At 61.7% G+C, this 24,636-nt stretch carries 31 protein-coding genes and 1 pseudogene; 7 read left to right on the top strand and 25 right to left on the bottom strand.

Annotated elements, in window-relative coordinates:
- The 20 genes and pseudogenes from F6X59_RS26140 to F6X59_RS26045 form a co-directional block, all read right to left on the bottom strand.
- Positions 1-78 (bottom strand): annotated as a pseudogene (locus F6X59_RS26140) (phage tail protein); the annotation flags it as partial.
- 12 nt (positions 79-90) lie between these two features.
- Positions 91-1,257 (bottom strand): phage tail sheath family protein, encoded by a 1,167-nt coding sequence (locus tag F6X59_RS26135; protein ID WP_152958988.1) that lies wholly within the window; start codon positions 1,255-1,257, stop codon positions 91-93.
- An 84-nt stretch (positions 1,258-1,341) separates the two neighbouring features.
- The gene (locus tag F6X59_RS26130; RefSeq protein ID WP_152958987.1) at positions 1,342-1,764 is read right to left on the bottom strand and encodes a phage tail assembly chaperone; all 423 of its coding nucleotides are present in this window, start codon (positions 1,762-1,764) and stop codon (positions 1,342-1,344) included.
- 9 nt (positions 1,765-1,773) lie between these two features.
- A complete protein-coding gene (locus F6X59_RS26125; RefSeq protein ID WP_152958986.1) occupies positions 1,774-4,146 on the bottom strand; it encodes a phage tail protein in 2,373 nt (790 codons plus the stop codon).
- Positions 4,139-4,747, bottom strand: coding sequence for a phage tail protein I (locus F6X59_RS26120; protein ID WP_152958985.1), 609 nt, complete (start codon positions 4,745-4,747; stop codon positions 4,139-4,141). Before F6X59_RS26120 ends, F6X59_RS26125 begins: the two co-directional genes overlap by 8 nt.
- Positions 4,747-5,628, bottom strand: coding sequence for a baseplate J/gp47 family protein (locus tag F6X59_RS26115; RefSeq protein ID WP_152958984.1), 882 nt, complete (start codon positions 5,626-5,628; stop codon positions 4,747-4,749). The genes F6X59_RS26120 and F6X59_RS26115 overlap by 1 nt, the downstream gene beginning before the upstream one ends.
- Positions 5,625-5,951, bottom strand: a complete 327-nt coding sequence (locus F6X59_RS26110; RefSeq protein WP_152958983.1) for a GPW/gp25 family protein — start codon at positions 5,949-5,951, stop codon at positions 5,625-5,627. Before F6X59_RS26110 ends, F6X59_RS26115 begins: the two co-directional genes overlap by 4 nt.
- A 4-nt stretch (positions 5,952-5,955) precedes the next feature.
- Positions 5,956-6,192 carry a hypothetical protein gene (locus tag F6X59_RS26105; RefSeq protein ID WP_152958982.1) on the bottom strand — a complete coding sequence of 79 codons (237 nt, stop codon included), beginning with the start codon at positions 6,190-6,192 and terminating at the stop codon, positions 5,956-5,958.
- 42 nt (positions 6,193-6,234) lie between these two features.
- Complete coding sequence (locus tag F6X59_RS26100; RefSeq protein WP_152958981.1) at positions 6,235-6,795, bottom strand: phage baseplate assembly protein V; 561 nt, start codon at positions 6,793-6,795, stop codon at positions 6,235-6,237.
- Entirely contained in the window at positions 6,792-7,325 is a 534-nt protein-coding gene (locus tag F6X59_RS26095) for a hypothetical protein (RefSeq protein WP_152958980.1), read from the bottom strand. Before F6X59_RS26095 ends, F6X59_RS26100 begins: the two co-directional genes overlap by 4 nt.
- Positions 7,318-7,980, bottom strand: coding sequence for a hypothetical protein (locus F6X59_RS26090; RefSeq protein ID WP_152958979.1), 663 nt, complete (start codon positions 7,978-7,980; stop codon positions 7,318-7,320). Before F6X59_RS26090 ends, F6X59_RS26095 begins: the two co-directional genes overlap by 8 nt.
- On the bottom strand, positions 7,977-8,291 hold the full coding sequence (locus F6X59_RS26085; RefSeq protein ID WP_152958978.1) for a hypothetical protein: 315 nt from the start codon (positions 8,289-8,291) through the stop codon (positions 7,977-7,979). The genes F6X59_RS26090 and F6X59_RS26085 overlap by 4 nt, the downstream gene beginning before the upstream one ends.
- Positions 8,292-8,293: 2 nt before the next feature.
- Complete coding sequence (locus F6X59_RS26080; RefSeq protein ID WP_152958977.1) at positions 8,294-9,289, bottom strand: major capsid protein; 996 nt, start codon at positions 9,287-9,289, stop codon at positions 8,294-8,296.
- Positions 9,290-9,350: 61 nt separating this feature from the next.
- A complete protein-coding gene (locus F6X59_RS26075; RefSeq protein WP_152958976.1) occupies positions 9,351-9,698 on the bottom strand; it encodes a head decoration protein in 348 nt (115 codons plus the stop codon).
- Between the two features lie 2 nt (positions 9,699-9,700).
- Complete coding sequence (locus F6X59_RS26070) at positions 9,701-10,867, bottom strand: head maturation protease, ClpP-related (protein ID WP_152958975.1); 1,167 nt, start codon at positions 10,865-10,867, stop codon at positions 9,701-9,703.
- Complete coding sequence (locus tag F6X59_RS26065; RefSeq protein WP_372240545.1) at positions 10,864-12,357, bottom strand: phage portal protein; 1,494 nt, start codon at positions 12,355-12,357, stop codon at positions 10,864-10,866. The genes F6X59_RS26070 and F6X59_RS26065 overlap by 4 nt, the downstream gene beginning before the upstream one ends.
- Positions 12,354-12,560 (bottom strand): phage head-tail joining protein, encoded by a 207-nt coding sequence (locus F6X59_RS26060; protein WP_090343934.1) that lies wholly within the window; start codon positions 12,558-12,560, stop codon positions 12,354-12,356. Before F6X59_RS26060 ends, F6X59_RS26065 begins: the two co-directional genes overlap by 4 nt.
- A gap of 1 nt (position 12,561) precedes the next feature.
- A complete protein-coding gene (locus F6X59_RS26055) occupies positions 12,562-14,595 on the bottom strand; it encodes a phage terminase large subunit family protein (protein ID WP_152958974.1) in 2,034 nt (677 codons plus the stop codon).
- A gap of 4 nt (positions 14,596-14,599) precedes the next feature.
- Positions 14,600-15,181 carry a terminase small subunit gene (locus F6X59_RS26050; protein ID WP_152958973.1) on the bottom strand — a complete coding sequence of 194 codons (582 nt, stop codon included), beginning with the start codon at positions 15,179-15,181 and terminating at the stop codon, positions 14,600-14,602.
- A 160-nt stretch (positions 15,182-15,341) separates the two neighbouring features.
- The gene (locus tag F6X59_RS26045; RefSeq protein ID WP_152958972.1) at positions 15,342-15,689 is read right to left on the bottom strand and encodes a phage holin family protein; all 348 of its coding nucleotides are present in this window, start codon (positions 15,687-15,689) and stop codon (positions 15,342-15,344) included.
- A 59-nt stretch (positions 15,690-15,748) separates the two neighbouring features.
- On the opposite strand from F6X59_RS26045, the gene F6X59_RS26040 reads away from it, so the two are divergent.
- On the top strand, positions 15,749-16,099 hold the full coding sequence (locus F6X59_RS26040) for a hypothetical protein (RefSeq protein WP_152958971.1): 351 nt from the start codon (positions 15,749-15,751) through the stop codon (positions 16,097-16,099).
- 138 nt (positions 16,100-16,237) lie between these two features.
- Here the strand turns inward: F6X59_RS26040 and F6X59_RS26035 are convergent, their stop codons facing one another.
- The 5 genes from F6X59_RS26035 to F6X59_RS26015 form a co-directional block, all read right to left on the bottom strand.
- Positions 16,238-16,786, bottom strand: coding sequence for a hypothetical protein (locus F6X59_RS26035; protein ID WP_152958970.1), 549 nt, complete (start codon positions 16,784-16,786; stop codon positions 16,238-16,240).
- A gap of 325 nt (positions 16,787-17,111) precedes the next feature.
- A complete protein-coding gene (locus F6X59_RS26030; protein ID WP_152958969.1) occupies positions 17,112-19,892 on the bottom strand; it encodes a DUF5906 domain-containing protein in 2,781 nt (926 codons plus the stop codon).
- Positions 19,889-20,092: a TraR/DksA C4-type zinc finger protein gene (locus F6X59_RS26025; protein ID WP_112898797.1), complete on the bottom strand. Its 204-nt coding sequence runs from the start codon at positions 20,090-20,092 to the stop codon at positions 19,889-19,891. The genes F6X59_RS26030 and F6X59_RS26025 overlap by 4 nt, the downstream gene beginning before the upstream one ends.
- Positions 20,085-20,573 (bottom strand): phage regulatory CII family protein, encoded by a 489-nt coding sequence (locus tag F6X59_RS26020; RefSeq protein WP_152958968.1) that lies wholly within the window; start codon positions 20,571-20,573, stop codon positions 20,085-20,087. Before F6X59_RS26020 ends, F6X59_RS26025 begins: the two co-directional genes overlap by 8 nt.
- Before the next feature lie 214 nt (positions 20,574-20,787).
- Entirely contained in the window at positions 20,788-21,012 is a 225-nt protein-coding gene (locus tag F6X59_RS26015) for a YdaS family helix-turn-helix protein (protein WP_152958967.1), read from the bottom strand.
- Between the two features lie 97 nt (positions 21,013-21,109).
- Between F6X59_RS26015 and F6X59_RS26010 the strand changes: the two genes are divergently transcribed.
- From F6X59_RS26010 to F6X59_RS25985, 6 genes are all read left to right on the top strand, one after another.
- A complete protein-coding gene (locus tag F6X59_RS26010; protein WP_152958966.1) occupies positions 21,110-21,814 on the top strand; it encodes a S24 family peptidase in 705 nt (234 codons plus the stop codon).
- 300 nt (positions 21,815-22,114) lie between these two features.
- On the top strand, positions 22,115-22,624 hold the full coding sequence (locus F6X59_RS26005; protein WP_152958965.1) for a hypothetical protein: 510 nt from the start codon (positions 22,115-22,117) through the stop codon (positions 22,622-22,624).
- On the top strand, positions 22,621-22,866 hold the full coding sequence (locus tag F6X59_RS26000) for a pyocin activator PrtN family protein (RefSeq protein WP_152958964.1): 246 nt from the start codon (positions 22,621-22,623) through the stop codon (positions 22,864-22,866). The genes F6X59_RS26005 and F6X59_RS26000 overlap by 4 nt, the downstream gene beginning before the upstream one ends.
- A gap of 85 nt (positions 22,867-22,951) precedes the next feature.
- Positions 22,952-23,449: a hypothetical protein gene (locus tag F6X59_RS25995; RefSeq protein ID WP_152958963.1), complete on the top strand. Its 498-nt coding sequence runs from the start codon at positions 22,952-22,954 to the stop codon at positions 23,447-23,449.
- Positions 23,446-23,814 (top strand): Lar family restriction alleviation protein, encoded by a 369-nt coding sequence (locus F6X59_RS25990; RefSeq protein ID WP_152958962.1) that lies wholly within the window; start codon positions 23,446-23,448, stop codon positions 23,812-23,814. Before F6X59_RS25995 ends, F6X59_RS25990 begins: the two co-directional genes overlap by 4 nt.
- A gap of 374 nt (positions 23,815-24,188) precedes the next feature.
- Positions 24,189-24,464, top strand: a complete 276-nt coding sequence (locus tag F6X59_RS25985) for a pyocin activator PrtN family protein (protein WP_152958961.1) — start codon at positions 24,189-24,191, stop codon at positions 24,462-24,464.
- Positions 24,465-24,636 lie beyond the last annotated feature (172 nt).

Genomic DNA, 24,636 nt, shown 5'->3' with positions numbered 1-24,636 from the left:
GCTGGGTACGTCGCCCTGGAAACTGATGCCGTCGACGAACAGGTTCAGGTTGGCCAGGGTTTCGGGAATCATTGCCATGTGAAGCGCTCCTTATGCGGCCGAGTCGAGGACTTCGGTCAGCCATTGATTGGTGATCTCGACGCGGAAGTTCGGGTTCTCGGCCGGCGGCACATCGGTGAAGCGGATGTTCCAGTACACCTTGCCCTGCTCCAGCTGGCTGGCTGTGTTCAGCTCGGTGTCGGCGTACACCTCGAAGTTGATGATTGCGCCCTGGTTCTTCAGGTCGCGCATGAAGGCCTGCAGCCCCTCGGTCACGTCCTTGACGTAGGTCGCGGTGATCGAGCGATCTACCGCCCACTTGTGGCCGTACAGGATCGCGTCCATGACGATATCCATCGTGCGCACGCGGGTGACGAACGCCCATTTCGGATCGCTCGACAGCGTGCGGTTGCCCCACAGGCGGTAGCCGTCGTCGCGAATGATGGTGGTGATATTGGCGTTGTTCAGCAGGTTGGCCCGGCAAGTGTCGTCGCCATCCAAGAACTCCACCGAACGGGTGGTACCGGTGATGCCGACGAACTCTTTGTTCGACGGCGAGGCCCAGAAACCGTACTCGCTGTCCGTCCAGGCAAACAGGCCAGCCACCCAGGCCGACGCCGGCGCGTCCACCGTCGCCTCGGCGGCGGTGTCCCAGTACTTCACGCCCGGGTCGACCATGTAAGCGCGCTTGGCGCCGAACTCGCCCGCATAGGCCATGGCCGCCTCGTCGGTGGTGCCGGGGCCGTCGATGATGGCGATAGCCCGCAGCTTGTCGGCCAGGGCCACCAGCGCGGTGCCGACCGCCTGGGTGGCGGTGTGCTTGGGTGCCACCAGCAGCCGCGGCTGAGCGTTGAAGCGGCTTTTACCGTCCAGCAGTGCCTGCATGCCAGTACGGGTGCCGTCGGCCAGTACGCCGCCGATGATTGCCGAAGTCTGCGCGGCCGCGTCGGCCACCTTGGCCACGCCGCAGGCGACGATCACTGCCTTGGCGCGGGTGTAGATCGCCCGGCAGGCCTTGGTAATCGCCGAATCTGCACCGAAGGCGGCCACTGCCTCGCGCTCGCTGGTGATCATGACCAGGTCGTTAGCTTTGGCCGTGGCGTCAGGTCCAGGGGTGAAGGTATCAACGAGGCCGATGATCGAGGACGACGGCAGGGCGATGGTGCGTGCGCCGGTGTCGACGTTCGTTACGGTAACGCCGTGAAAGAATCCAGCCATGTTTACTCCAGATATGAAAAGGCCCCGCAGTGCAGGGCCAGGTGGTACAGCGGAATAGAAAACGCCCCGTCAGTGCGGGGCGTCTTAGGTTTGCTCAGCGAGCCAGGCCGGGCCGCCCGGACGATGCTCAATCAGCGGGAAATCTCCCGAATCAGGCCAATCGCGCAGGGCGCGGCGAAACGCTTGTAGCTCGGCATACTGCGCCGAGGTCAATGTGGTTTCGGCCTGCGCCTCCAGCTCATCACGGTGGCGAACCACCAGCCCGTCGGTGGCCGCCAGCTGCATGTCACGCCAACTGCGCTCAACCGAGGCCAGATAGCCTGGCGACTCCTCGGGCGCCTGCAGCACCGGGTAACCCTGGTCGTTGGCCACGATCCATTTGCCCTGTAACTGGCCGGCCTGCAGCGCCTTGTAATCGACTTCGGTCACCTCGACCGATCCAGCCGGAACAAAGCCCTGAAAGTCGAGGCTGTAAAACCCACCATCCGGCGCAAAATAAACCTTCATACAACCCCCTTAGTTGCCTTTGGCACGCCAGAAATGCTGGGCGGAACTGCTACTGCCAGAGTGCGAGTAGTTGAACCCTGTTTTGGAGTAGCTACCCACCTGGACAGGGCCGCCACGGCTGGCGGGTGACTGCGTGCCAGAATCCACATAGGTCATCTGGATGTTATGGCACGCGTTAGGGAATGCCATTGGGAAGGTCACCGGAGTGACCGCGCCCGGCGCCGAGCCGCCAGTCAGGCCCCACATCTCGATATCGCCATTGGGCATCTTGGAGTAACCCGAGACCGAGAAAGAGGCGGCGAACAACGGCGAGTTGCGCAGCGGCTCAGTACCAAAGTGGCAGCGCCATACGTTGGATTCTCGAATAGCCAGGAAGTCCCCCCCGGCGGCGAGCGTGTAGGGCAAGGCCATTGACAGGTTGTTCATTGCCAACTGATCGCTGGCGGCAACAGTAACGCGCGCCGTGGTCGCCGTTGGGCCTGCTGAAATCAAAACCGCCGCACCCTGAGGCACTGTCGAGGTATCCGGCAGCGTGACGGTAACGCCGTTCGCCAGCTCGATGCGCTTACCGATATCTGCAGCGGTAAGCGTGCGGCTCGCGGAAATGCTGGTGGAGCCACTGAGGCTACCCAAGGCCCGCTGCACAAACTCGGTTGTGGCCAGCTGGCGGCTGCTGTCGAACTGCGCCAGGGTGGGCCGATCCACATAACTGAGCGCGGCGCTACCGCTGATCAGTGCCCAACTGCCGCCCGCACGCGCCAATATTGCGGTATCGCCCATGTTCAACGTGAGTGACGTAACCAGGCCTGCGCCTGGGTCGATGACGTCACCACCCTGTACCACCACCGTTTGAGTGCCCGAGGTGCCGGAGTGCTGAATAGCTAGCGAGGCACCTTCCACCAGCGTAGAGACCAATGGCAGGGTCACCGTGAATCCCGTACCCGACAAACGAATGACCTTACCGACATCGGTCTTGGTCAACGTGACGTTAGCGCCATACGTCACCGCACCCGAAAAGCTGCCCAATGCGCGCTGCACAAATTCGGCGGTAGCCAGCTTCTTGGTGTTATCGAATTGCGGCGGGGTTACCCAGTTTTCGCCTTGCATGATGGCCGAGTAGCGCAGCAACACCGTGCCGCCGATAAGGCGCCAGAGGGAACCGTTGCGAATGAATTCAGCCGTATCGCCCTGGCCCATGACAACGTCGCCGGGCACACCCACCGCATCAATCGAATCGCCTGCAGCGGCGGTTACCGTGAGCGTACCTTGACCGCACAGCAGCGTTACCGTAGCGCCTGGCGTGATGGTGCCACCCGTCGGCAGCGTGGCCGTCATCGGCGTGGCCGCATTGGCAAAGGCCACCAGCTTACCGACCTCAGAAAGCGCCAGGGCGGTCGAAACTGAATAGTTCGAATAGCCGGCATACTCCACCCCCATGCGCTTCACAAACGCGGCGTTTACCACTACCGGCGTCGTGTCGAACTGCGCAGGCGTCGGGGTGGTGGGTGTACCGGTGAATGCCGGCGACATAAGGCGGGCGAAACCATCGGTAATGTCGCGGAAAGTAAGCGCCGTGGTGCCCAGCACAATCGGGGCATCGGTGATCAGCTGCCAGATGGTATCGGCCAGGGTCGTGCCCTGCTCAACCGCCACCACCAATCCCGGCGTTACCTCGGCGCTGATGTCCGCATCCGAGGAACGCGACCAGGCCCCGGACGCCACAACATACAAGCCGTTGTCCTTGGCCTGCGTCTGGTTCTTGACCAGCACCCGGTCGCCGGCTGCCAATACAACACCGTCGACCGTGCGCAGCCCCGACAACGTGATGTTGGCCGTGGTGGCGGCGCGTACTGACTGCTTGTTGTCGAGCTTGCTGATTTCCTCAGTAAGCCGGCTGTCAACGTACTCACGCGTTGCCAGCACCACCGACGGGTCGATTTTCAGCTGAACGTTGCTGGCATTGCTGACGAGCAGATTCAGCCGTACCACTTGGGTGCGGCCTGACCCCTGACTCAGCAGCGGCTTGAACGTCGGCGCGCAGTTGGCCACCGCCACCAGGTCGCCGGCGGCGTCATACAAGCCGATTTCCCGAATCCACTTCCCTCCCACGTCGGCCGGAATGACCTGCTCGGCAATGATGATCGCCGCATTGTTCGGGTCGACCTTCAATTGGTTGAGGGGCGCCCGGCGCCACTCATTGAGCAACGTCGTTTGCGTGGCCACCGGCAGCGGGTGCGGCGGATTTTCCAGGCCGGTCGGGTTGGCATCGCCGACCGCCATGTGAGTGAAAGTCCAAGGGACGCCGAGGGCATCCGCGTTAGCCTGCTTCGCAGCCCCGACGTTGGTCAGGATCGCGTAAAACTGTGAAGTCTGGTCAACCATGGTTAACGTCCAGATAGTCAATAGTGTGATCGCGGCCGCCTCGGCCAATCTCGCCGGCGACCACCAGGTCAACCGCTTGCGGCGGGTACACGTCCAATTCGTCGCCGTCGTAGACGGACGTGGCGAGGCAAAGGGTGCCGGCGGTTTCCAGGCTGATGGCCAGGCCGGTCATATGCCGGCTGACCGGACGGGCGTCATCAATCAGCGCCGACAGTTCCTGATAGGTTTCTTCGCTGATTCCCTCCTCAGCCACGCCGACCTTGAGCGCAAACGTGCCCGGCACGCCCTTGGGCACCGTCTGCCACCACTCGACCACCTCGATCAGGTAACCGAACGGCTCGACCACCCGGCGCAGCGCGCCGATGGTGCCCTTGTGCGCGTGCACGTAAAACGACGAGCGAATGACCGAGCGCTTGACCGCTTCTGACCACCGATCGTCCCAGCGGTCGACCGACCATGCCCAGGCCAGCAAGTACAGAAGGCGGGCCGGACAGGTGTCGGGGTTGTAGAGACGGCGCAGCATGATGGCCAAGTCTTCGTCGGCGGCGGCTTCCAGCGCGCTCTCCAGAGGCGTGCGATTGAGCGGGAGTAAGCTGCTCATCAATCACCCCGCTCGACGGTAATCCCCGTGCACCAGGCCGCTTGCGACTTGCTCGGGCGGATATCAGACCACCCGATCAGCTCCACGCGGCGCACCCCGTCGATATGCAGCTGGGCGTCGACCGCCGAGCGGGCCACCTCTACCCCGAGCCGACGCCGGGGGTTCATCCATGCCGTCAGGCGCGCCCTGCACTGCTCCAGCACGCCCTCGCTTTCCGGGCCGGTGCTCGCCATATAAAGCTTGGCGTTGATCTGAAACGGCAGAATTTCAGCGCTCTGCACCACCACCCGATCCGCCACCGGCCGCACGTCGTCGTCGCTCAGGTAGGCGTCCACCGTGGCCAGCAGCTCGGCCGAGGCCGTGCCGTTCCCCTCCAGAGCCAACACCGTGACATGCACGACCGCCGGTGACGGGCTCTCAGCCGTGGCATCGGCCACCAGGCCGGAGGCGTTGCGTGCGTGCAGGATGTAGCTGTTACGGGGACCGGCCGTGGTCAGCCCTTCATAAACCAGCTGCACCCGCTCGCGCAGGGCGTCGTCCTCCTCCAGCACCGCCGGTACCGGTGGCACCGCTGTCCGATCCTCAGCCTGAACCACCAGGCGCGACAAACTGACATTGGCGGCCAGCTGGTCGAGGTCGGAGCCTTGGGCAAAGGCCAGCAGCAGCGCCTTGGCCGCGTCGTTGATCCGCGAACGGTTGAGCAGCTTGCGGTAGGCGCCGACCTCCAGCAGCTTGGTCACCGGGTCGCTTTCAAGCGCCGCGCTCCAGTTGTCGCCCATGTGCGCACGGAAGGTGGCCAAGTCGGCTTGATACAGCGCCTCATAGTCCAAGTCTTCCAGCACCTGCGGCGCTGGCAGCTGGGACAGGTCAATTGCGCTCATGCACTCACCTCCAATACGACGCTGTCACCGAGGTAGGCGCCGGTGAGCGACAGCGTGATTTGCCCGCCGACCACCGCGGTGACGCGTACCCGCTCCAGCTTCAAACGTGGCTCCCAGCGCCCAAGGGCACGCGCTACCTCTGCCTGCACCGCGCTTTTCCAGCCATCGTTCACCGGCAAGTCGACATAGCGGCGCAGACTGCTGCCGTACTCAGGCCGCATACGGCGGCTGCCGACGGGGGTCGTCAGGATGTCCTCAACGGACTGTTTCAAATGGGCCGTGCCGGACAGCGGCAGCCCCGTGCGGCGATCCAGTCCGATCATGGGCCTATCCCTGCTGCTGCTCGAAGTCGGGACGCTTACGCAGGAAAGCAATGGCCTCCGAGTCATCTCCCATCACCACCACCCGAGCCCGCGTGACCCGCAACTCCCGAAAGTTCGGCATGAGCAGCACGCGCTCCTTGTAGTCCTTATCCCGAAAGGTGACCGGCTGGACCGGGTCCGGCACTGCGGTGATTTCCTGCCCCGCGCCCTCTGCGGGAGCCTCTTTCTCTGCTTTGGCCATGCTTCCTCCAGATACAAAAAAGCCCGCATTTGCGGGCTCGACTCAGTGTTTGTGGTTGGCCGTGTTGCCGGCCGTATCAATGATCCGGCCGCCACCGTTGATGTCGCCTGTGACCTGCAGCGGCCCTACGATCCTGACGTTACCGGTGAGCGTGATGCTCGCCGATTCAGCTGTGATGGCGTCGCCGGTGAGCACCGCCTTGGAACCTCCCACCTCAATGGTCACCGTGCCTGACGGCACCTTGATGGTGTAACTGCTGGCCGCCCAGTCGTAGACCAGGGAACCACCGTCATCGAAGCGCCAAACCTCGACATGGTCGCGGTTGTCCGGCTGATCACCGGCATTCCCGTACAAGCCCGGCACGAAGGTGCCCTGCGCCGGCTCGCCGCTCGGGCTGACCAGCACCCCCTGCTCGCCCAAGCTCGGCGACCGCCAGTGACGGGCATTGCCAGCGGCCTGCGCGTGCCAGCGAACCCAGGCGCTCGTCCAGTTGCCGCCATCCGAGACCCGCACCCGGGCCGCCGCCAAGTCGACAGCCACCACCGTGCAGGGAATCACCAAGCAGGCCAACATGCGGTCATGCTGGGCGGACGTGTAACTCATGCCATGTCCTCCGGTGCCTGGTACTGATGTTCGCTGCCGGGACCAGTATCAGGGCTGAAGCCAAACACCAAACCGCCAGGCGGCTGGTTAGGCCATGGCCATTCCTCGACGCCGAGATAGATAACCTGCACCCACTCCACGACCCAAACGGCATAGCCATCCAGCTCAGGGCGAGTCCAGTCCCGCTCCGCACGGACAAATTCAGCAAACTCCACTGGCAGGCCCCAGGACTGCATCCGCAGCAGCACCGTAAGCTGCGCAGCCACGAATGCAGCCACGTGCAAGCAGTTCGCCTCCTCTTGGCCAACGATGACGCGGGCTTCGAACCGCGCTTCCACCGCGACCTCACCGGTGCCTGGGTCCTTTTCTGCCGCTTCGAACCCTGCCAACTCGATGACCACTGCTGGTGGCGAGATTGCCCTGATGCCCTCTGGCATGGTCCCGACATAGGCCAGACCAGGGATCGCTTCCTTGATGTGTTCCTCTATCGCGGTGTACACCTGCCCGAGAGGTATCGGATCGTCAGCCATTGCCCGACCTCCGCAAATACTTCTGCAACTCGAAGTTCATTTCCTGTTCCATGACGACCTGCAGGCGCTCATGCGCTTGTTTGGTCCAGTTCTCGAAGTGAGCCCGGGTGTCATCCAGCGAGATCTTCGCCTTGGCCACAGGGAAGCGGCTGTCGTTCTCCGAGATCCAACCGGATCTGCGACCACCACCGCTCGACACTTCGCTGTCGGGGTAGTCGTTCGCGTCGAAGTGCTTGCTGGCTGTACGAATCCAGATGTCAGGGCTACCGCCGTAGACACGCTTGAAGAAAGCGCCCTCATAGCGACGCCCGGCCACAGATACCCCTGAGCGACTTTGGCGCGGCCGGCCTGCCCGGCTTGCTTCGATGGGGTTGATGCCAAACCACAGGCGTCCCAGCCCATTGCTAGAGACCGGGAACGCCTTGAGACGCTGTCGCACCGCAGCGATTGCAATGCGCTCTTGACGGCCGACATCGCGGGCGATGTGAGTCCGAAGCCAGCGGAGAACCTTGTTAATGGCTCGCCGCTGCGCTGCTGCAACCGCCTTGGGGAACAATTGCGCGAAGTCCTGAAAGGCCTTCATGTCCTGTGGGTCGACCCTCAGCGAGATCATCCCGCCGAGGGCCGACTGCTTGTGGTAGCTGCCAACACTCATGGTGCTTTCCTCAACACAAGCGTGACCAGTCCATCCCCGCCCGGTTCGGACGCCACGATGGTGTAATTTCCACCGCCATCCTCAGACGGCAGATCGATGAACACCTGCTGCCTCGCTTCGACCCCCGCGTTGTCGCCGCCCCGGATCACCAGGTGCGGCTCCCGCAGGGCCGTTCGGATCTGGCCGAGCTTGGGCTGGAGCCAGGGCGCAGAGAACATCCCCTGCACCTCGCGCCCCTCGATCAGAGCGCGATCTCCAAGAACCTCGAACACGGTGTCATCGACGTCGTCCAGCAGTTCACGGAAGGACATCGTCAGCGCGTCAAGCGGATGATGGCGCGGGGGCGGGTCACCAGGTGCAGCGGGTTCGACTGCGCCTCACCAGCCACGCCCTTCTTGAAGGGCATCATTTCCAGCTGGCTGTAGTACGGCAGCCCCTCGGTGTTGACCGTGTCCATATAGTCGGCCGGCGCGAAGCGGGTGATGCACAGCCCTGGCACACCCACGGGTACGAGGCGGGCTTCGTCGTCGTGCACGAACGAAATGCCCGCAACCTTGCCGCGATAGCGCTCCCAGGTGATACCGCCGAACTCGAAAGACTCGCGGCCGTCAGCACGCAGCGCCGAAGCGTACTGGGTACCCTCGTAAGTTTTCACGACGCTCTTGTGCTCGATCAGATCGCGCCAGAAGTTCTTGCCGCAGAAGGCTCGCGCCCCCGACGTGGTAGTCGCGCCCAGCGCCTCCTCCTGTGCATCCAGCGCGTCCACACACTTAACCCGAACTTTGGTGTCCGGGTTGGACAACTCCATCGGGATGACAATGGGCTGAAGGCCGAAACGGTCAAAGATATTGAGGAGCACCGTGCTGCCGTCGGCATCCAGCACATAGCCGTTCAAGGCGCTCATACGGTGGAATTCGTGGGTCGCGTCCAACTGGCGTCGGGCCTTTGCCAGCCGCTTGTTGACGACGTCCTGTACCGCCTGCAGCTCGGTTTGCTCACCGAACGCACGAATGCCCTGGATCTCATCCGCCTTGATAGCGAAACGCTCGGGGAGGTGCACGGTGTTGAAGGGCAGCAGGATGCGCTTGCTGCCGTTGACCACCAGCCCCGACGTGCCGCGTTCACCGGCTGGCACCAACGCCAGGGTGTCGCCGTCCTTTTCTACCTGGACGGTCACGGTGGTGACGCCCTCCTCCTCGAACAGCCCCAGTTCGGCCAAGCGACCCGGCACGAACGGTTGCTCGTTGATCGCAGCAGTGAGCGCTGGAACGGAGAATGCGTTGTCTTCGAAAATATCAATGTCGGCCATGAGGCCCTCCAGAAATGCAAAACCCCGCACTTGGCGGGGTCAGGGTGAAGGTGAGTCGCTGTCAGCGAACGATAATGAACTGGGCCGCCAGGGCTTTCTCGCCGTCGGGGTCGAGGCCAGTCAGCAACGCCTCGCTCACTTCAGCCAGGCGCACGACTGCACGACCACGGCGCACCACCTCGGAGGACGCGACCGAAGCGAACAGGATGCACTTGGCCGTCTCGCTGCCGTCCTCGGCCTCGGGGCTGTACGGGGCGAATTGCCCGTTGGCGGTGAGCTGGCCGAGCACCTGGCCTGCCACCAGGGCTTCGCCGGGCGCCAGTTCGATCACTTCGCGGGAGATCTTGCCTGCGCCCTCGGACAGCAGGAATTCGCCGGCATGAACCGGCTCTACGTAGGTGTTACTCATGGTCAGGCTCCTCGGCCAGGACGGGATTGGGTGGCCTGCCGACGGGCAGACCAGATGCTGCTGTGGTTCGGGGTTTTCGCCTGGACCTTCTCCGGCGCGTCATCAGCTGGAGGCAGGCTGTTATCGATCTCGAAGCCCTTGCCTCCCCCTACAAGCTTGTCGAACAGACGCGCCCGAACTGCGGTTGCATCCAGGCCGGCCTGGACGTACTCGCCGGTCATCTCGGGCAGGCGGGCTGCAACACAGAGATCCCGCACCGCCTTGGCGCGGGTCAACGCCGCCTGCACCGTGGCTTCGTCCGCCAGCTTGGTCGAGGCGATCAGCGGCTCGACCAGGTTGCTGATACCGGCCGCGCTGCAGGCCTGGGTGATCATCAAGGCCAAGGCCGCGGACTCACTTGCGGTAGGCGTCGAGGCGACAGGTTCGGCCTCGGGTTCCGGTTCAACGGGTGCAGCCGGTTCCTCCTTGCTGGCCTTGAGCTCATCCAACAACGCCTGCGGGGTGTTCCGATAACGCGCCATAGTGGAACCTTGCCCCAGGCATGCCTGGACCTTCACGTCAGTGCTGACTTCATCGGCCAGCCCCAGCGCAAGAGCTTCCGAGGCCGTAAGCCAGCTTTCCTCGTTGATCAGTCGTCGCAACTCCGCATCATCGATGTTCGGCGCCTTGGCCTTGTATGCCGCGATCATGGCCTCGAAGGCCTTATCGAGCACATCCGCCACCCGGCGAAGATCCTCGGCATCACCCCCCACCCACGTGTACGGGTTGTGGATCATCAGAAAGTCGCTCGAGCGCATGATCACCCGGTGGGCGCCGCAGACCGCCACACTGCCTGCACTGGCGGCCAGGCCATCAACCCGCCCGGTACAACGCTCGCCCAATCGCCTCAGCGCGTTATGGATGGCAAGACCTTCGAACAGGTCGCCGCCGTTGGTGTTAAAGGCCACCACGACCGGCGACACACCGTCGTCGACTGCCTTGAGATCCTGGATGAACTGGTAGGCAGTGATGCCCCAGGCACCAATCTCGCCGTAGACATAGACTTCGATGACCTTCGAGTCGGCATCACCTTCCGGCGCCGCAGCGGTAATCGAATACCAATGCCCATCCTCGACTGGCAGGAGGGCCTTGGCCTTGTTGAAGACGCGGAATGGCATCAACGGTCTCATTGTTTCCCCTTCTCATCGGAGTCATCAGGCTCGTCATCAATCGCCGACAAGCCGTTGTATTTGAGGCCCAGGGCATGCGCCCGAGCGATGTCGGTGGCGTTCTCTTCATCGACGATCTCGGCGTCGGTGCCTGACCGCAGGCACATCTCGCTGCGGGAGGTGAAGCCCGCAGCGACTTCAAGCATGCGGGCCTGGACGTCCTGAACCGGCTGGATGTACGCCCAGCCCTGCGGCACCCAGCGTGTACGCTGGTACATACGGCGGTTGAGGGTGTAATCCTCCAGATCCAGCGCCCCAGCCAGAAATGCCATGTCCATCCAGGCCGCCCGCACCGGGCGACACAACTGGTGGACGTAAACCGAAAACTGCAGCTGCTCCAGGCGGCGGCGAAACTCGTTCAGCACCACCCGGATGACGCGGTCGTTGACCCCGCGCATGTCGCCGGTCATCAGCTCATAAGGCAGACCCGCACCAGCGGCGGCAGCCATCAGCTGCTGTCGCATGAAATCGGGGTAGTTGTTGCCGCCGTCAGGCGGGTCGGAGAACTCCACCTGCTCGCCCGGCCCCAGCTCCTGCATCGTGCCGGGCTCGAGAGCCACCATGGGGGTGAAGGCATCGCGGTCATGCACAATGGCTCCGCCTGTGATCATGTCCATGGGCGGAACACCTCCCGCTTCTGGCGCTGGCTTGCGAACGAAGCCCGCGAACAGGTTGGCCACCTCCTGCCGGAACAGCACCGCATCGTCGTAGTTGTCCAGGCTGCGCAGGCGCTTGAGGATCGGTGCCAGGCGGGGCACCCCTCTCAACTGGCCGGGCTCCAGCGGCTCGAAAATGTGCAGCATCTGCTCAGCCGGGACCCGCACAAGCGGGTTGTAGCCGGCGTTGAGCGAGGCCTTGTCGCTGGGGTGGTTGCGATAACACCAGTAGGCCACCCGACGGCCAATGCCATTGAACTCGATGCCGGCACGGATGGTGTTGCCGGAGCGTGTCATCTCGAACTTGTCGTGTGGCACGAACTCGGGCGCGAGACATTGCACCTGCAGCGGCACCGCCAGGCCATCCTCCAGCCGGCGCGGCCGCAGGCGCACGAAACATTCGCCGGACTGCTCAACCGTGCGCGCCACCAAGGCCTGCTGGCCGTAGAAGTCAGTGCGCTCGTCGGCGTCCGACTCGTCCACCCAGTCTTCCCACAACTCCTGCATGGCTTTGCGCAGGGCTTTGTCGAGCAATCGAGGCTGCGGCGTGATGCCGGTGCCGATCAGGTTGCTGACCCGCTTATCGATGATGTTGGCCGCATATGGGTCATTGCGGACCGCTGCCCGTGACCGCGAGCGCAGATTGCGTAAAGCCGGCATGATTAGGCTGTTTGGCCCCGTGTCTGGGGCATCCCAGCCAGAGGAACGCCGTCCTTCTGCGGCGCCCTCGTAGCTGGCCTTGATCCGCTCGGGTACCAAAAGCCCCGAACGCGTGGAGATATAGCGGCCGCTCACAGCCCCTTTCCTCCATGGTGGAGCCGGACCACGCGGGAGCGGGGGCCGGCAGCCTGAGCCAGCTCGGTTCGGATCTGATCGCGGACCTTCATGAGCTCATCTACTGAGCGATATTCGACGGTGCGGTCGCTGTAGCGAACGATCCGTTCGCCACGCGCAATCGCACGCTCGACAGCAGCGAGTTGTGCCGGGGTATATGCCATGTCAGCGTCTCTTCAGATAGCCGCTGCTGGAGCTGCGGCGTTGCATTGGTTGAGGTGCCGGGCGGTGCGGCGGTGGAGCCGGGCGTGGCGCGGGCCGAGCTGGGGGCGGTGTCGCTGGTACGGGTTCGTCGGCGGCATCACCGTCGTCGTCATCGTGCTCAATGACCGGTTGCTTCGTTGATGTTGGCTCATCAAACAGACTCGCCTGAGCCAGCGCCTGCCGCAGCTTGTCCCAGTCTTGCTCGCCGTATCGATGCAGGCCGAGATAGTTGGCCATCGCCAGGTTGTACACCATGAGGTCGAGAGCCTCGTTGCGGTCGGCCTTACCCTTGACCCACTCGATCCGCTTGTACCCTTTCACATAGCGAGCGATCTTGCGTTCGGCTACGCACTGCTGGAAGAACTCATCCGGCAGATCCTTGGGGAAATGCAGCGCACCCGCCCCGGACTCGAAGCTGTAACGGTTGTAGATCCAGTCCTTGGCGGTATCGGTACCCACCATCCACAGCTCGGCGCCGTTGCGTTCGGTCTGGCCCTTCCAGGTGACATCCACCAGGGAGGGCCGCTGGGCGATTACCGGCTTGCCCGGCTTGCTCGCCCCCTTCAGCGCAAAGATGTTGCGCCAACGGCGGACACGGGTGAATTGGTAGACCTCATGGGTATGGTGACCACCGGAGTCGATACCGACAGCCACGATGCCCAGGCTCACGCCGCAGGGGTGGCGGTACCGGACCTTCAATCGCTCGTCCAGCAGATCCCATGTGCGCTGGTCAGCCGGGTCGCCGGGGATCACCTGGTGATCGATGACCCAACGCTCCATGCCAGCACCGTAGCCCTGGGTCATCAACTCCAGGCGATTGGCCTGAACGTCGACCGCGCCGGTGATCACCAGGACACCGACAGGCACGGTACCGAGGACATAATCCTCCTGCAGCGCTCGCGCCTGCAGCACTTCGGCCTTGGTCTGCTCAACCGCGCTGTCCCACACCTTCGCCAAGCGGGTGTTATAAAACACCTGCATGGGCTCAAGGTCGCCTCGATCCTGGGCTCGCTTGGCCTTCTCGAATTGCTTGGCCAGGTCAGCCCATGAGGTCCAACCGAGCGGGGCATAAAGTGCGTTGAGGTGGAAGCCCACCGTTTCACCATCACCTTGAGCGTGTGACCGCCACTCCCCCTGGGCGAGCATCTCACCCTTGTGATGTTCCTCGATCAGCACATCGCAATCGGGGGCGGAGCACTTGTAGTGGACGGTCTGGAAATCAGCGGAGTACAGCAACCGCTCCCACTCCAGCACCTGCTTATGACCGCAGGTTGGACAAGGCACGTAGTAGTACCGCTGGTCGCTGGTCTCGAACAGATCGGCGATGCGTGAAGCACCCTTGATGGTCGGCGAGCTGGAGAAGTAGAACTTGGCATTGCGACCAAAGGTACTGCCCCGCGTCTCGGCAAGATCGACGGGATCGCCCTCTTCATCGACGTCTACGTCCCAGCGGTCAATCTCATCGCCGTAAATGTAACGCGCAGCCAGCTCGGCCAGGTTAGAGGCCGAGCCAGCAGTGGTCGCGTACAGCGTGCCGCCCTCGAACTCTTTGGTGTCCATGGTGTTGCGAGCATCCCGTGACCGGGAGGCAGCCACACGCGATTTCAGTTCAGGCGTAGCGGCGATGGTCTTACCGATCCGCGCCGACACCCGCTTGGCCAGGGCCAGGCTGGGCAATAACGTCAGGATGTTGGACGGCGCCATATGGATCAGCGCCCCAATCCAGTTGAGGGCGATCTGCGTTTTCATGAGCTGCGAGGCGACCATCGTAATGACGCGCTTGCAGGGGTGCGCTGGCGACAGGCAGCGCATGGGTTCACGGGCATAAGGCGTCCGTGCTGTGCGGTATTTGCCGGGCTCGGCTGCACCGGTATCACGCGGGATCCGCATGTACTCGTCAGCCCATTCGTCTACCCACAATTCAGGGTCAGGCTTCAGCCCACGGCCATACGCTTCGCGGTACACCTTCGCACCGTCCGCGTATCCGGTGTGCATAGGCTCAGCTCTGTGTAATGGCTTGGTTGAGATCAGCGCCGCTCATCTTCGCCGCGTCGTCGAAGACTTGGCGAAAGGCGCCCGTGAGGCGTTTTTCCACTTCCCAGGAATCGCTCATACCCGTCAGCTCGGCAGCAAGCTGTGGGGCAAGACCGAACACCAGGTCTCGAAGCGTGCGGCCTGCAGCGAAGGCGGCATCCTCCACCGACTTGCGCTCCACCAGGTTGCCCTGGACCTTATTGAATTCAGCCTCGGCGAGCTGCGCAAGGAAGTACTCCCGATGCGCCCTCGCCTTCTGAAAGTCTGGCCCCTTGCCGGGCGGCTGAACCGGTGGCTGGACCGCAGGTGTGTCGCCGATTGGTTGGAGGTGGCTGCGCACATCCCGCTCGACCCGGTTTTCTTCATGGCGGGCCGCGACGGCAGCCTTGCTGGGGTCGGCGGATTCAGCCAACAGTGCCTCGGTGCCCTCCACATCGACCTTGCCGTCGGCGGTGAGCACCAGGCGGTCCTGACTGGCCAGCTTGGAAACGTAGGATTTCGACCATCCGCGTCGGGCAGCGAACTCCGATTTCGTCAGATATTGCATGCTGAAATGTCCAGTTTACCCAATGAATTCGGGGGGTTAACCAGTTCACCGGAGTTCACTAAGCTGGTGAACCACCCGCTAACGAAGAAGCGCGGGTTCCCAGTCCCGTACCCCGGCCATATCGCCAGGGTCCCCGGCCCTGCCGGGACTTCCGGTCGGGTCACTGTCCTGGCTCGCCAGCCTGCGGCGGCCCCTGCTCAATACCCAGCCGCTTGGCGGCCCAGCGCTCGTACAGGTTGATCGCCACATCGGCGCCAGCCATGGCGGTCAAGCATCCAACCGCTGCCGCCGCCCACACCGAAACGCCGAGGGCATAAAGCAGCATGTTGGTCGAAAGCCCGCAGGTGACGCAGGCACCAGACCGCAATGCCAACCGGCGAATCAGCCCCCAACCGCGAGCCCCCGCCTTGTCAGCCCGCCACATCTCTCCTGAAACACCTCCGACTAGCGAAAGCACAATCACCATCCAAAGCGGCATTTCCACTAATGCTTGTTGCTCATTGGTCATACGAGACTCCACTATCCTGCTGAACGATTATTTGTGAGGGTGAGGTGATGGATATCTTTATGACTGTGCTGAGCGCGCTGGGCACTATCGGTGGGCTTTTTGCAGTCTTGGTCAGCTGCGTAGCACTGAAGCCTGAACAACGTGCTGAACTGAGGAAAATCCTGAAGCAGATCTGGCAGCACTCTACGAAAATAATCCCGGTGTTGATGGCGGCGTTTGTCACGGCCATGAACTGCTGGGAAATCTATCGTTTCAGTGTTCCTGAGACCGTACCGACTCGGGGCGATGTGCTGATCCTTTTGATGAATATATGGAACGCTGCTTCGTACTTCTTCTTCGGGATGGTGCTCTTTGTGTTCTGGCTAAAGGACATCATCAAGAAAGACTTTCCAATGCACGCCCAAACTTGATTCACCTGAAAAGCAAAGCCCCAACCAGAGTTGGGGCTTTGCAGAGTGCCTAAGCGCACTTTTGATATCGTGGGGACTTTTTACATGCCACCGGAAAAACCGAAAAGGGGCAGTTTTCGGTTCGTCGTCATGTGGGGGCTAAGTAGCATCAATGTTGCACACAAGTCGCATAGCGACCCGACGGACGGTCTGTTGGCGAACACGCCCGGCACGAGCGGATAGGATACCCAACACCTGTAGGTGCAGCGCCTTAATCCAGTTCCGGTAGGTACGGTCGGCTCCCTCCGCCAGCCCGACCTCGCGCATCTGCTCCCTGATCGTGGCCTGGTGTAGATAGCGCAGCTCGGCCAACTTGGCCAGCGTCGCCCCGCGTTCATTTCGGCGGTTCAACTCAGCAATAGCCGCATCGACCTCTGCAGCGGCGTGATCCAGGCCAGCGCCTGCAATCAAGATTCGGGCACCGGAGGAGCAGGTGCGCGGTGCCGCCCCCTTCCATTCCATGATTGTCCCCATCTGGCTGCCAAGACTGGCTTCCAATCCCAACTGCCGACGCTGCTCGCCCCAGTGCTGCATCAGCCCGCCTACCAGACGCAGGCGCTCAGCTTGATCGATCAAATCCGCCATGTCCTTCAGATGCTGGGCCAGCTGCACCTGGCGTTGAAGGCGTCGTTTCATTTCCATCGTCATCGCCATTCCTCCGAAATCAGCACCCAACACACATTTAGCCAACCCAACACAAACCCAACACACACCAAAACCAATAAATTCAATGGATTGGAAGGATTTGTGTTTGGTGTGTTGGGTGTGTTGGGTTTTTCAGAGTTCGCATAGAGATTTATCCGCCCTTCGATTCCATCAGTTGGAGTAGATCGCGTGCGCGTGCGCGTGCGCGAACCCAACACACCCAACACAGACTGCCGCCAAGCCACGAATACCGTGGTTTTAACCTGTGTTGGCTTGCATAAACCAACCCAACACCAACCCAACACACCTAACACACTTACCGGCGTAGTCATGCTGCGACCCTCTTGATGTGGTCCCACGCTTCCACCGTCCAGCCCGCGAGCTTCGCTCGCTCGCGCCACTCGCGAACGTTCTTGCCCAGCACGGCCGCATTCATGGATGGGGGCAGGGAAGGATCACCATCGCTGGGCATGAAGAACGCCGCAAAACGCCGGACGTCCTTCCCCGTGGAGCAGTCGGACCAGGGAATTGCCCTCGTCTTCTCCACCTTCGCGCTGAGCATCAACGAGAACTTGGTCTGGCTCATGGCGTGCTCTTTGTTGTGGGCGCACCACTCAATGAACATGGCGTACACATCCGAGGTCAGGCAGCAGCCCCAAAGGCCGTACCCAAGCTCGCCGTTACGCCAGAGGTGGAAGAACGTCTGCCAGGCTGTGCGGCTCAACTCAACCAGGCGTTGACGAGCCTCAGTCTTCGGCGGACGCGTACGCTGGTTGAAGTCCCCGAGGTCGACATCCAGCAGCCACCCGTACAACGCAGCCACCCCACCGTTCGCCAGCTCACCGGCAATCGCCTTCTGACGCTCAGAAGGCAGCGTCTCCAATGGCCACATCACCAGCATCCGGCGGTCGTCTTCGCTGATCGGCCAGGGCATGATCTCATTGCTTAGGAATGCTGAGTTCATGTGATTGGACTCTTCCCAGCCGTTGATGAACTTCGACTCCATGCGCACCGTCTTGCCGGTGATCATGTGCTTGATCTTGCCGACCTGGTTGTAGCGCTGGTCGCGGCTCACAACCTCTTCGAACACAGCCCACAGCTTGCCGCTTTGCCATGCGTTGAAGTTACCTTCCAACTGCGCCTGGCCAACCGTTGCGCTGTACCGACCGTACAACTCGCCCATGATGTCGGCGAACAGCAGGCTCTTGCCCGAACCCTCCATGGTTGAGTGGAATAGGATCGCAGTGTCCATTTTCGCCCCCATGTGCTGCAGCGGGTAGGCCAGCCACTTGACCAGCCAGTCCAGCGCCTCAGAGTCATTGTTGCAAAGGAACGCGATGAGCCAACGCAGGTTCTCGCAGGCGGCATCGTTGCGAACCGGTGTAAGCGGAAGGCCCTCGAAGGTGTTGATGTAGATCGCCGGATCCTTGGTCATCGTCGGGTCGAACACGATATGGTCAACGTCTACCACTCGCCGATCCGGGCTGTTCAGCCAGAGTTGATAAGCGTCACCCAGGGCCATCTTCACGCTGCCCTCAGGCAGACGCCGCTTCTTCTCGCGATCCCAGGCTTCTTTCGTACCATCGATGTAGATGTACCGGTCGAGCGGTTCCAGTTTCAGCGCCCCACCCTTCTTACTGGACATCTTTCGGGCCTGTTCAAGCTCAGTCACCTGCTCGGAAGCAATGAGCTTTTTGTCGGTACGCTCTATCCACTCCTTGGCCAGCGGCTTACCAACCAGAGCTTCGAAGCCTGCCCGCTTCATCGCCCGCCCCTTGTCCAAATCCCACACGCTGGTGGTGCCTTCGACCAGGGCGAATCGGCGCAATGCAACATCTATATCCAGGGCGTCACCCCCTGCCCCCCCTTTGGCCGATGAGCCGGCCGGGCTGGGCGCTTCATCATCCGATGGGGCGTGGGGAAGGTGCTCGGTATCGCTGACCTCGAGCGGAGGCAGCTCGGCCTGCTCGACCACCGAGGGGGCAAGGGGAAGCTCGCCCATTGGTGGCGGCGCGGGTGGACGGGACTTCGCATCGATGCCGAGGATCTGCGCCGCTGCCTTGGTCGCGGCCTTCTGGTCGCCGTTGTGCATCAGGATGCAGAACACATCGAACGCGTCGTTCTTATGTCCGTTCGCCAGCGGATCCGAGGTGTGATGCGAATAGAGCTTGCCATCAGTGATCGTTACGCCAGGCGCCCCTGAGCTGCTGTGCGGGCTTAACCATTTTCCATCGATGCGCTTGTAACCGTGGGCCTCGATCATCGTGGCAATGTCGTGGATGCGGTTGAACTCTGGAATAACTTCGGGTAGACGCTCACCGGTTCGCGCCGCAGCTGGTGAAGGCTTCGCGGCTGGACGAGCGGCCGGGACAAGCGTTGCCGCCTTCGGCCACCATGGACAAACGGCCTCGCCTTTCGGTTTAAACGCATCCCAGCTCTGCCAGATGGCCAAGAGTTCGGCCGGCAACACGGGCAAGCCTTCTGCAGCCGGAGGGGTTCGCCATGTGTATGGCTTTCGAGTGCCGGGATGAATAGACGGCGGCAAGACGTCCTGCACCAGGCCGCCGCGCAGCTCAAAGACAGTCACTTTCTTGAAGGGGTCAGCCGCCATGCGGAAAGCCGCCTCGCGGGTGGAGTCGCCCTCTTCCATGGCAGCTTTCACTTGCGCCATGAGGCCTTTGTAGATGGTACCGTCGGGGTCGTTCTTGTTCGGCCACACCAACGCGTGACGGCTCAGCTCCACGCCCTCAGGGACGCGGAACATCACACGAAATCTCTCAGGATTGCCTACAGAGGTCGGGAACGCGTCTGCCAAAGCGTCTACGTCGAGCCCCAGCGTTTGCCGCAGGACCAGCCTTGTCAGCTCAACATCGTCAACGTCAAGCGAGCAGACACCACTCGGCCCGAGCACAACACCGAGGTTGTGGCTCGGGTTCGCAGCCCAGAATGCTTCAGCTTTCGAGGCCTCAGTGAAATAGCCGCCGGGCTTGTTCCAACCGGCTCCCTTCGGTCCCTTCTCGCCTGGCTCAATAGGAACCAGGGCGAGATCGAAGGTTTCAATGTAACGCCGCGCCCAATCAGCTGTAGCGCGAGTTGGGCGCTCGCTCATCGCCGGCGCTCCCGTAGGCTTTGGCAATCGATACAGGTCTCACAACCCGCGACCGACTGCTGACGGGCCAGTGGAATCGCCTCGTCGCAGTCCTCACAGAACTGGGCGCTTGGCTTCTCAGGGAGTCGCGCAAGGCGCTGCAGCGAGAGCTGCAGGAAGTACTCCGCGTGGTCATTCGCGAAATCGACGGCATCAGCCATGAGCTTCGTCCTCCATGGCTTGGCGGGCACCCGCCATGATCGCCAGGACCTGGCGGATTACATCCATCCCTCGATGCTCGAGATCCACCACCTCGGTCTCTGTCCAGACGTTGTCGGCGGCACCATCGTGCAGGCTACCGACGAATTCACTGGACTCCTCCAGCAGCTTGGCAACCGCCTGCAATGCTTCATTGGTGGCCGGCACGGGCTCCGGGCGATACCAGACGACACCGGCCGGACGGACGAGGGCATCAAGCAGCCGCGTGTCTTTTGTCCAGCGGACTATCTCCTCGATCTCGTCCGGGCTGGGCCAGCGCCGCTCCTCAGTTGGGTGGAGTTTCTTCTGCAGGGTATCGACGTCCATGACCATATCGAAGGCCAGCTTGGTGATACCACCGTGATAGTCGCGACCGGCGCGGTAGAGCGCCTGCCGCAAAGCGAGAACCGGACCAGCGTCCGGCAGTAGATCAATGCGACTCATAACCGTAAATCCTCGGTTTACGGTGTAGCCATAGGGCTAGGTAGGACCTATCCTACAACTACGACCTGTGTGCGGTGCCTCACGTGCTGTGCGGGCATTGCCTGCGGTAACAGTCATCCGGCTGAACTTGTGAGAGAGAGCACCGGGTGACGAGAGTGTTGGCGTTTACGCCTTCATAGCTGGGCCGGGAGGTGAGAGTCCTGGCTCAGCGTTCTTATTGTTTTCCTTGCCGTAAGTATCCCCAGTCAATGTCCGGTCGAAGCGATTCACAGACGATCTCCCCTCCTGTTTCACGATCCAAACAGACAGCCAAACCCGCGCTGGCGCGACGGTTCCCGTAGGCCACCTGTTTCAGCTGGCCAACCGATGTTCCGCAGCGGCGTGCGAGGGCATCGAGCCCCTCCTTGTCCATCGTCTTTAAGTACTCGCTAAGCATCATAGACACCTCCATTGGCTGCCAGATTAGCAATTGCTAATTAGCAAGGCAATAGCAACTCGTAATTTACTGTTTGCTAACGGAAAGCAATCATCGCCGCATGGATATCAACGAAAGGCGTATCGCCTCCCTCCGCACGATCATGGGTACCCTGAGCCAGAAGGAATTCGCCGAGGCTCACGACCTGGATGCGTCGTATCTGTCACAACTGCTAAACGGCCACCGCAAGCTGGGGGAAAAGGCTGCGCGAAATCTCGAGCTCAAGATTGGGCTTGCAGCAGGGACGCTGACATCTCCTCCAACGGAGGAGCCCTCAACCGCAGCCCCAACCAACGTGGTTCGTCTGCCCACTAGGGCGGCAAAGGACAAGAACTTCGTGCTGATCCCGCATCTCGATATCGCGGCTTCGATGGGGCATGGCAAGGCAGCCCCGGAAATGCACATTGAAGTCATCCGCGACATGACGGTTCACCTCGACTGGCTGAGAATGCAAGGCCTTACCTTCTCGAAAGTCGATAACCTAGCCATCATCACAGGCGACGGCGACAGCATGTCTGGCACATTCGCTGACGGCGACGCCCTGCTCGTTGATCGTGGGATCACCGAGGTGAAAACTGACTCCATTTACGTCTTTACCCTCGACGGAGACCTGTACATCAAACGCCTGCAGCGCTTGATGGGAGGACAGCTGCGAATGATCTCCGACAATCCCATCTACCCCCCGATTACCATCGACGAATCGATGATCGAGCGCATGCATATCCAAGCCCGCGTCCTGCTGGCCTGGAACGCCAAGAAGCTCTGACGGCCCCCGCGTTGTCTCCTACCGGCGATCTGCTGGGGTGCAACGACGCCTTGCTAATTTAGCATTTGCTATTGCTGAATTAATTAGCCTTTGCTAATTTCATCCCCGTGCCCCACTCTCACATCAAGGACACGGAAGAATGAAATCAGCACAGCACAACGGATCGGTAGCGATCCTTATCCACCCAGCCACCTGTAGCAGCCTGGCGAAAATCCAAGCCTTCCAACGCAGCACTGGTTTGCAATTGGTCGTCACGCTGGATGGCAAAGCTCAAGCCGTAAACGTAAACGGGGGTGCAGCATGAGCGAGTTCCAGATCTCCCTCCGCCAGATCATGCTGCTCCAGCGCACCCTGGATAACGGCGGCACCGCGACCTGCAAGCTGCAGCGCCCCGAAGCCACCGTCGACGCACAGATCGAAATCGAAAACGACACCACGCACCACTGCATAAAGGTGACCGTGGGGCCGCTCTGCAGCAGCCTCAGCCTTCCACGCGCGCTCTCCACCAAGTGCCAATCCTTGCGGGACTTCGTACAGGATTTGGCCAACGGCCGAGCTGACACCGGCGCCCAATCGGAAGAGGCGCTGGCACTCATGGAAGCGCAGGTCTGCGTCGAAGAGGTGCTGCAGACCGGTCAAACCGCCTACGTCATTTCCACCGTCAACCGCCAACTTCCCCTCGGCGCCGTCGTGACCAACGAACAGGGCGATGTTTGTGTTGCTGTAACCGGTGCCAGCAAAGAGCACCTCGCTGCCGCGGTGCGCGCAAAGCTCCAGCCCGGCACCGACGATCTTGGGAAGTGCGCATGAGCACCCTGGAACAACTGCGCAGCGAGTTTTCCACGCCCTGCCCGACGTTGTCCGCTGTGAGGGAGCGCTACTTCTCTCACATTGGCTCGGATCGGCGGTTCAAAGAACTGATTAGTAAGGGGCGGATTGATCTTCGCGTGAGCAAGCTCGACTGCTCTAAGAAAGCCTCATACGTGGTGTACCTGCACAACTTGGCTGAATACCTCGACCGGCAGGCAGAACGCTCTCCCCGATCCGCTTGAACCAGGCGGCCCCGGCCAGCAGGGGCACCCAGCCCGCCACCGACTCTCACCTCGCCCGGTGGCGGGCCATCTCGGAGCACAGCACATGCAACCGCATCAACAAGTACTTGCTATGGCCATCGTGTGGCTTATCAGCCTCATCGCCCTGACCATCATCATCCCGAGAATGCGCCACCGCGCCTTCACCCGTGGCCTGGATACAGGTAGGCAGCAACAACGGGCGGACCTCAAGCTGCAGATCAAAGGCCTGCAGGATGATCTGGACGAGGCCCGCATCCAGTCCGAGGCTGGCCAGCGTAAGCACCACCTGGCTGTCGCCAATCTCAAATCCAGTATCGCCGAGCTGGAAGCCCGCATCATGTCGTACACCGGCTTGCCAGTGACCAAGGCAGACTACGAGTGGCTGGTCAGCGCCTCGTCGACGATGCGCCTGGCCCAACGCACGTTCAAAGCCCTGAAAACCGAAGCGGAGGCAGCCCGAGCAGGCGCCCAGGCAGACTTTATTGACGAGCTGGCCAAGCGGATCCACGCGCAACTGCGCAGCTCCCCTCGCAGCGCCGCCAGCGCAGGAGCTGCAGCATGAGCCAGACAAGCGAGAAGCTCGAGCAGGTACTGCTTTTACCTTGCCCGTTCTGCGGCAGCCCACCCACTCGATTCACTATCGAGGAAGAGCGCGATCCCAACCATGGCGGCGACGTGATTAGCTGTAGCAGCTGCGACGCCTCTACTCGCGTCGTCTTCGGGGAGAACACGGGCCTCGCGGACTTATGGAACTGCCGCGCAGGCAGCCCCCACGCTTGGCTCGGCCAGGCCGGGCTGTATCGCACTCGATTTGACGCCGTGCGCAACTACGAGCAATCCGTCACGCCGGTATCAGCCGGCGAACTGTTCGAGCTGGCCAGCAAGCAGGTGCTACGCCAGCTCAACGAGGGAAGCCCACATGCCTAACTCAACACACATCTGGCAATTGATCAGCTTTGCTCTTGTCGTGGCACTGATCACCGCCTTGGTCGAGTTGCATCGCAGCAGCATCGACCGAAGCTCAGTGACAGGCACGTTACCGACTGTAAACAGCGCCACGAATCTTGAGCATCTCGCACTCAGTCCGAATGCTCGCCGAGTGCATGAGAGGTATTCGCTGTGATCGACACATCGACCTACACCCCAACCACCCGCACGCCCAAGGGCATGCAGCCAATGCTTCGGCCAGCCATGTCGTTCATTTGCGACATCTGCGGTAAGGCTCGCGTGAAAGGCAATCACGACCAATGCTCCAAAACCCGTCAAGCAGCTGGCTTCATCATCATGCGAGGGCGCAAGCCATGAACACAGCATTCATGCTAATGGCGCAATACAACGGACTCGCCATCATCCCAATCGACCAGGTGTGCACCGACTACTTCACCCACCTGACCCCTGACATGTTTCAGCGGAAGGTTCTTGCCGGACAAATCAAGCTTCCTATCACCAGGCTCGAGGCAAGCCAGAAGAGCGCACGAGGCATTCATATTGCCGACCTGGCGCATTACTTGGATCAGCAGCGGGACGCTGCCCGCAAAGAGTGTGCGCAATTGAACAAGACGCTGCGGGCCGGCTAACCGGGAGATTGCACCTCGCCTGGCCAGGTGCCGGTGGCGGTCGACATCGTCGACGATCAACCCGGACCGGCATTTGGCGAGGGCAGCTAACGACCCAGGCTGTGTGAAAACGCCTGCGATTGTCTAACCTTCTGATCGTCGAGATCGCGGCGGGGACGATCATGAAGCGATT

This window comes from Pseudomonas sp. MN1F, from assembly GCF_009391885.1.
Taxonomy (GTDB): Bacteria; Pseudomonadota; Gammaproteobacteria; order Pseudomonadales; family Pseudomonadaceae; genus Aquipseudomonas.
This window is presented reverse-complemented; position numbering and strand designations above follow the sequence as displayed.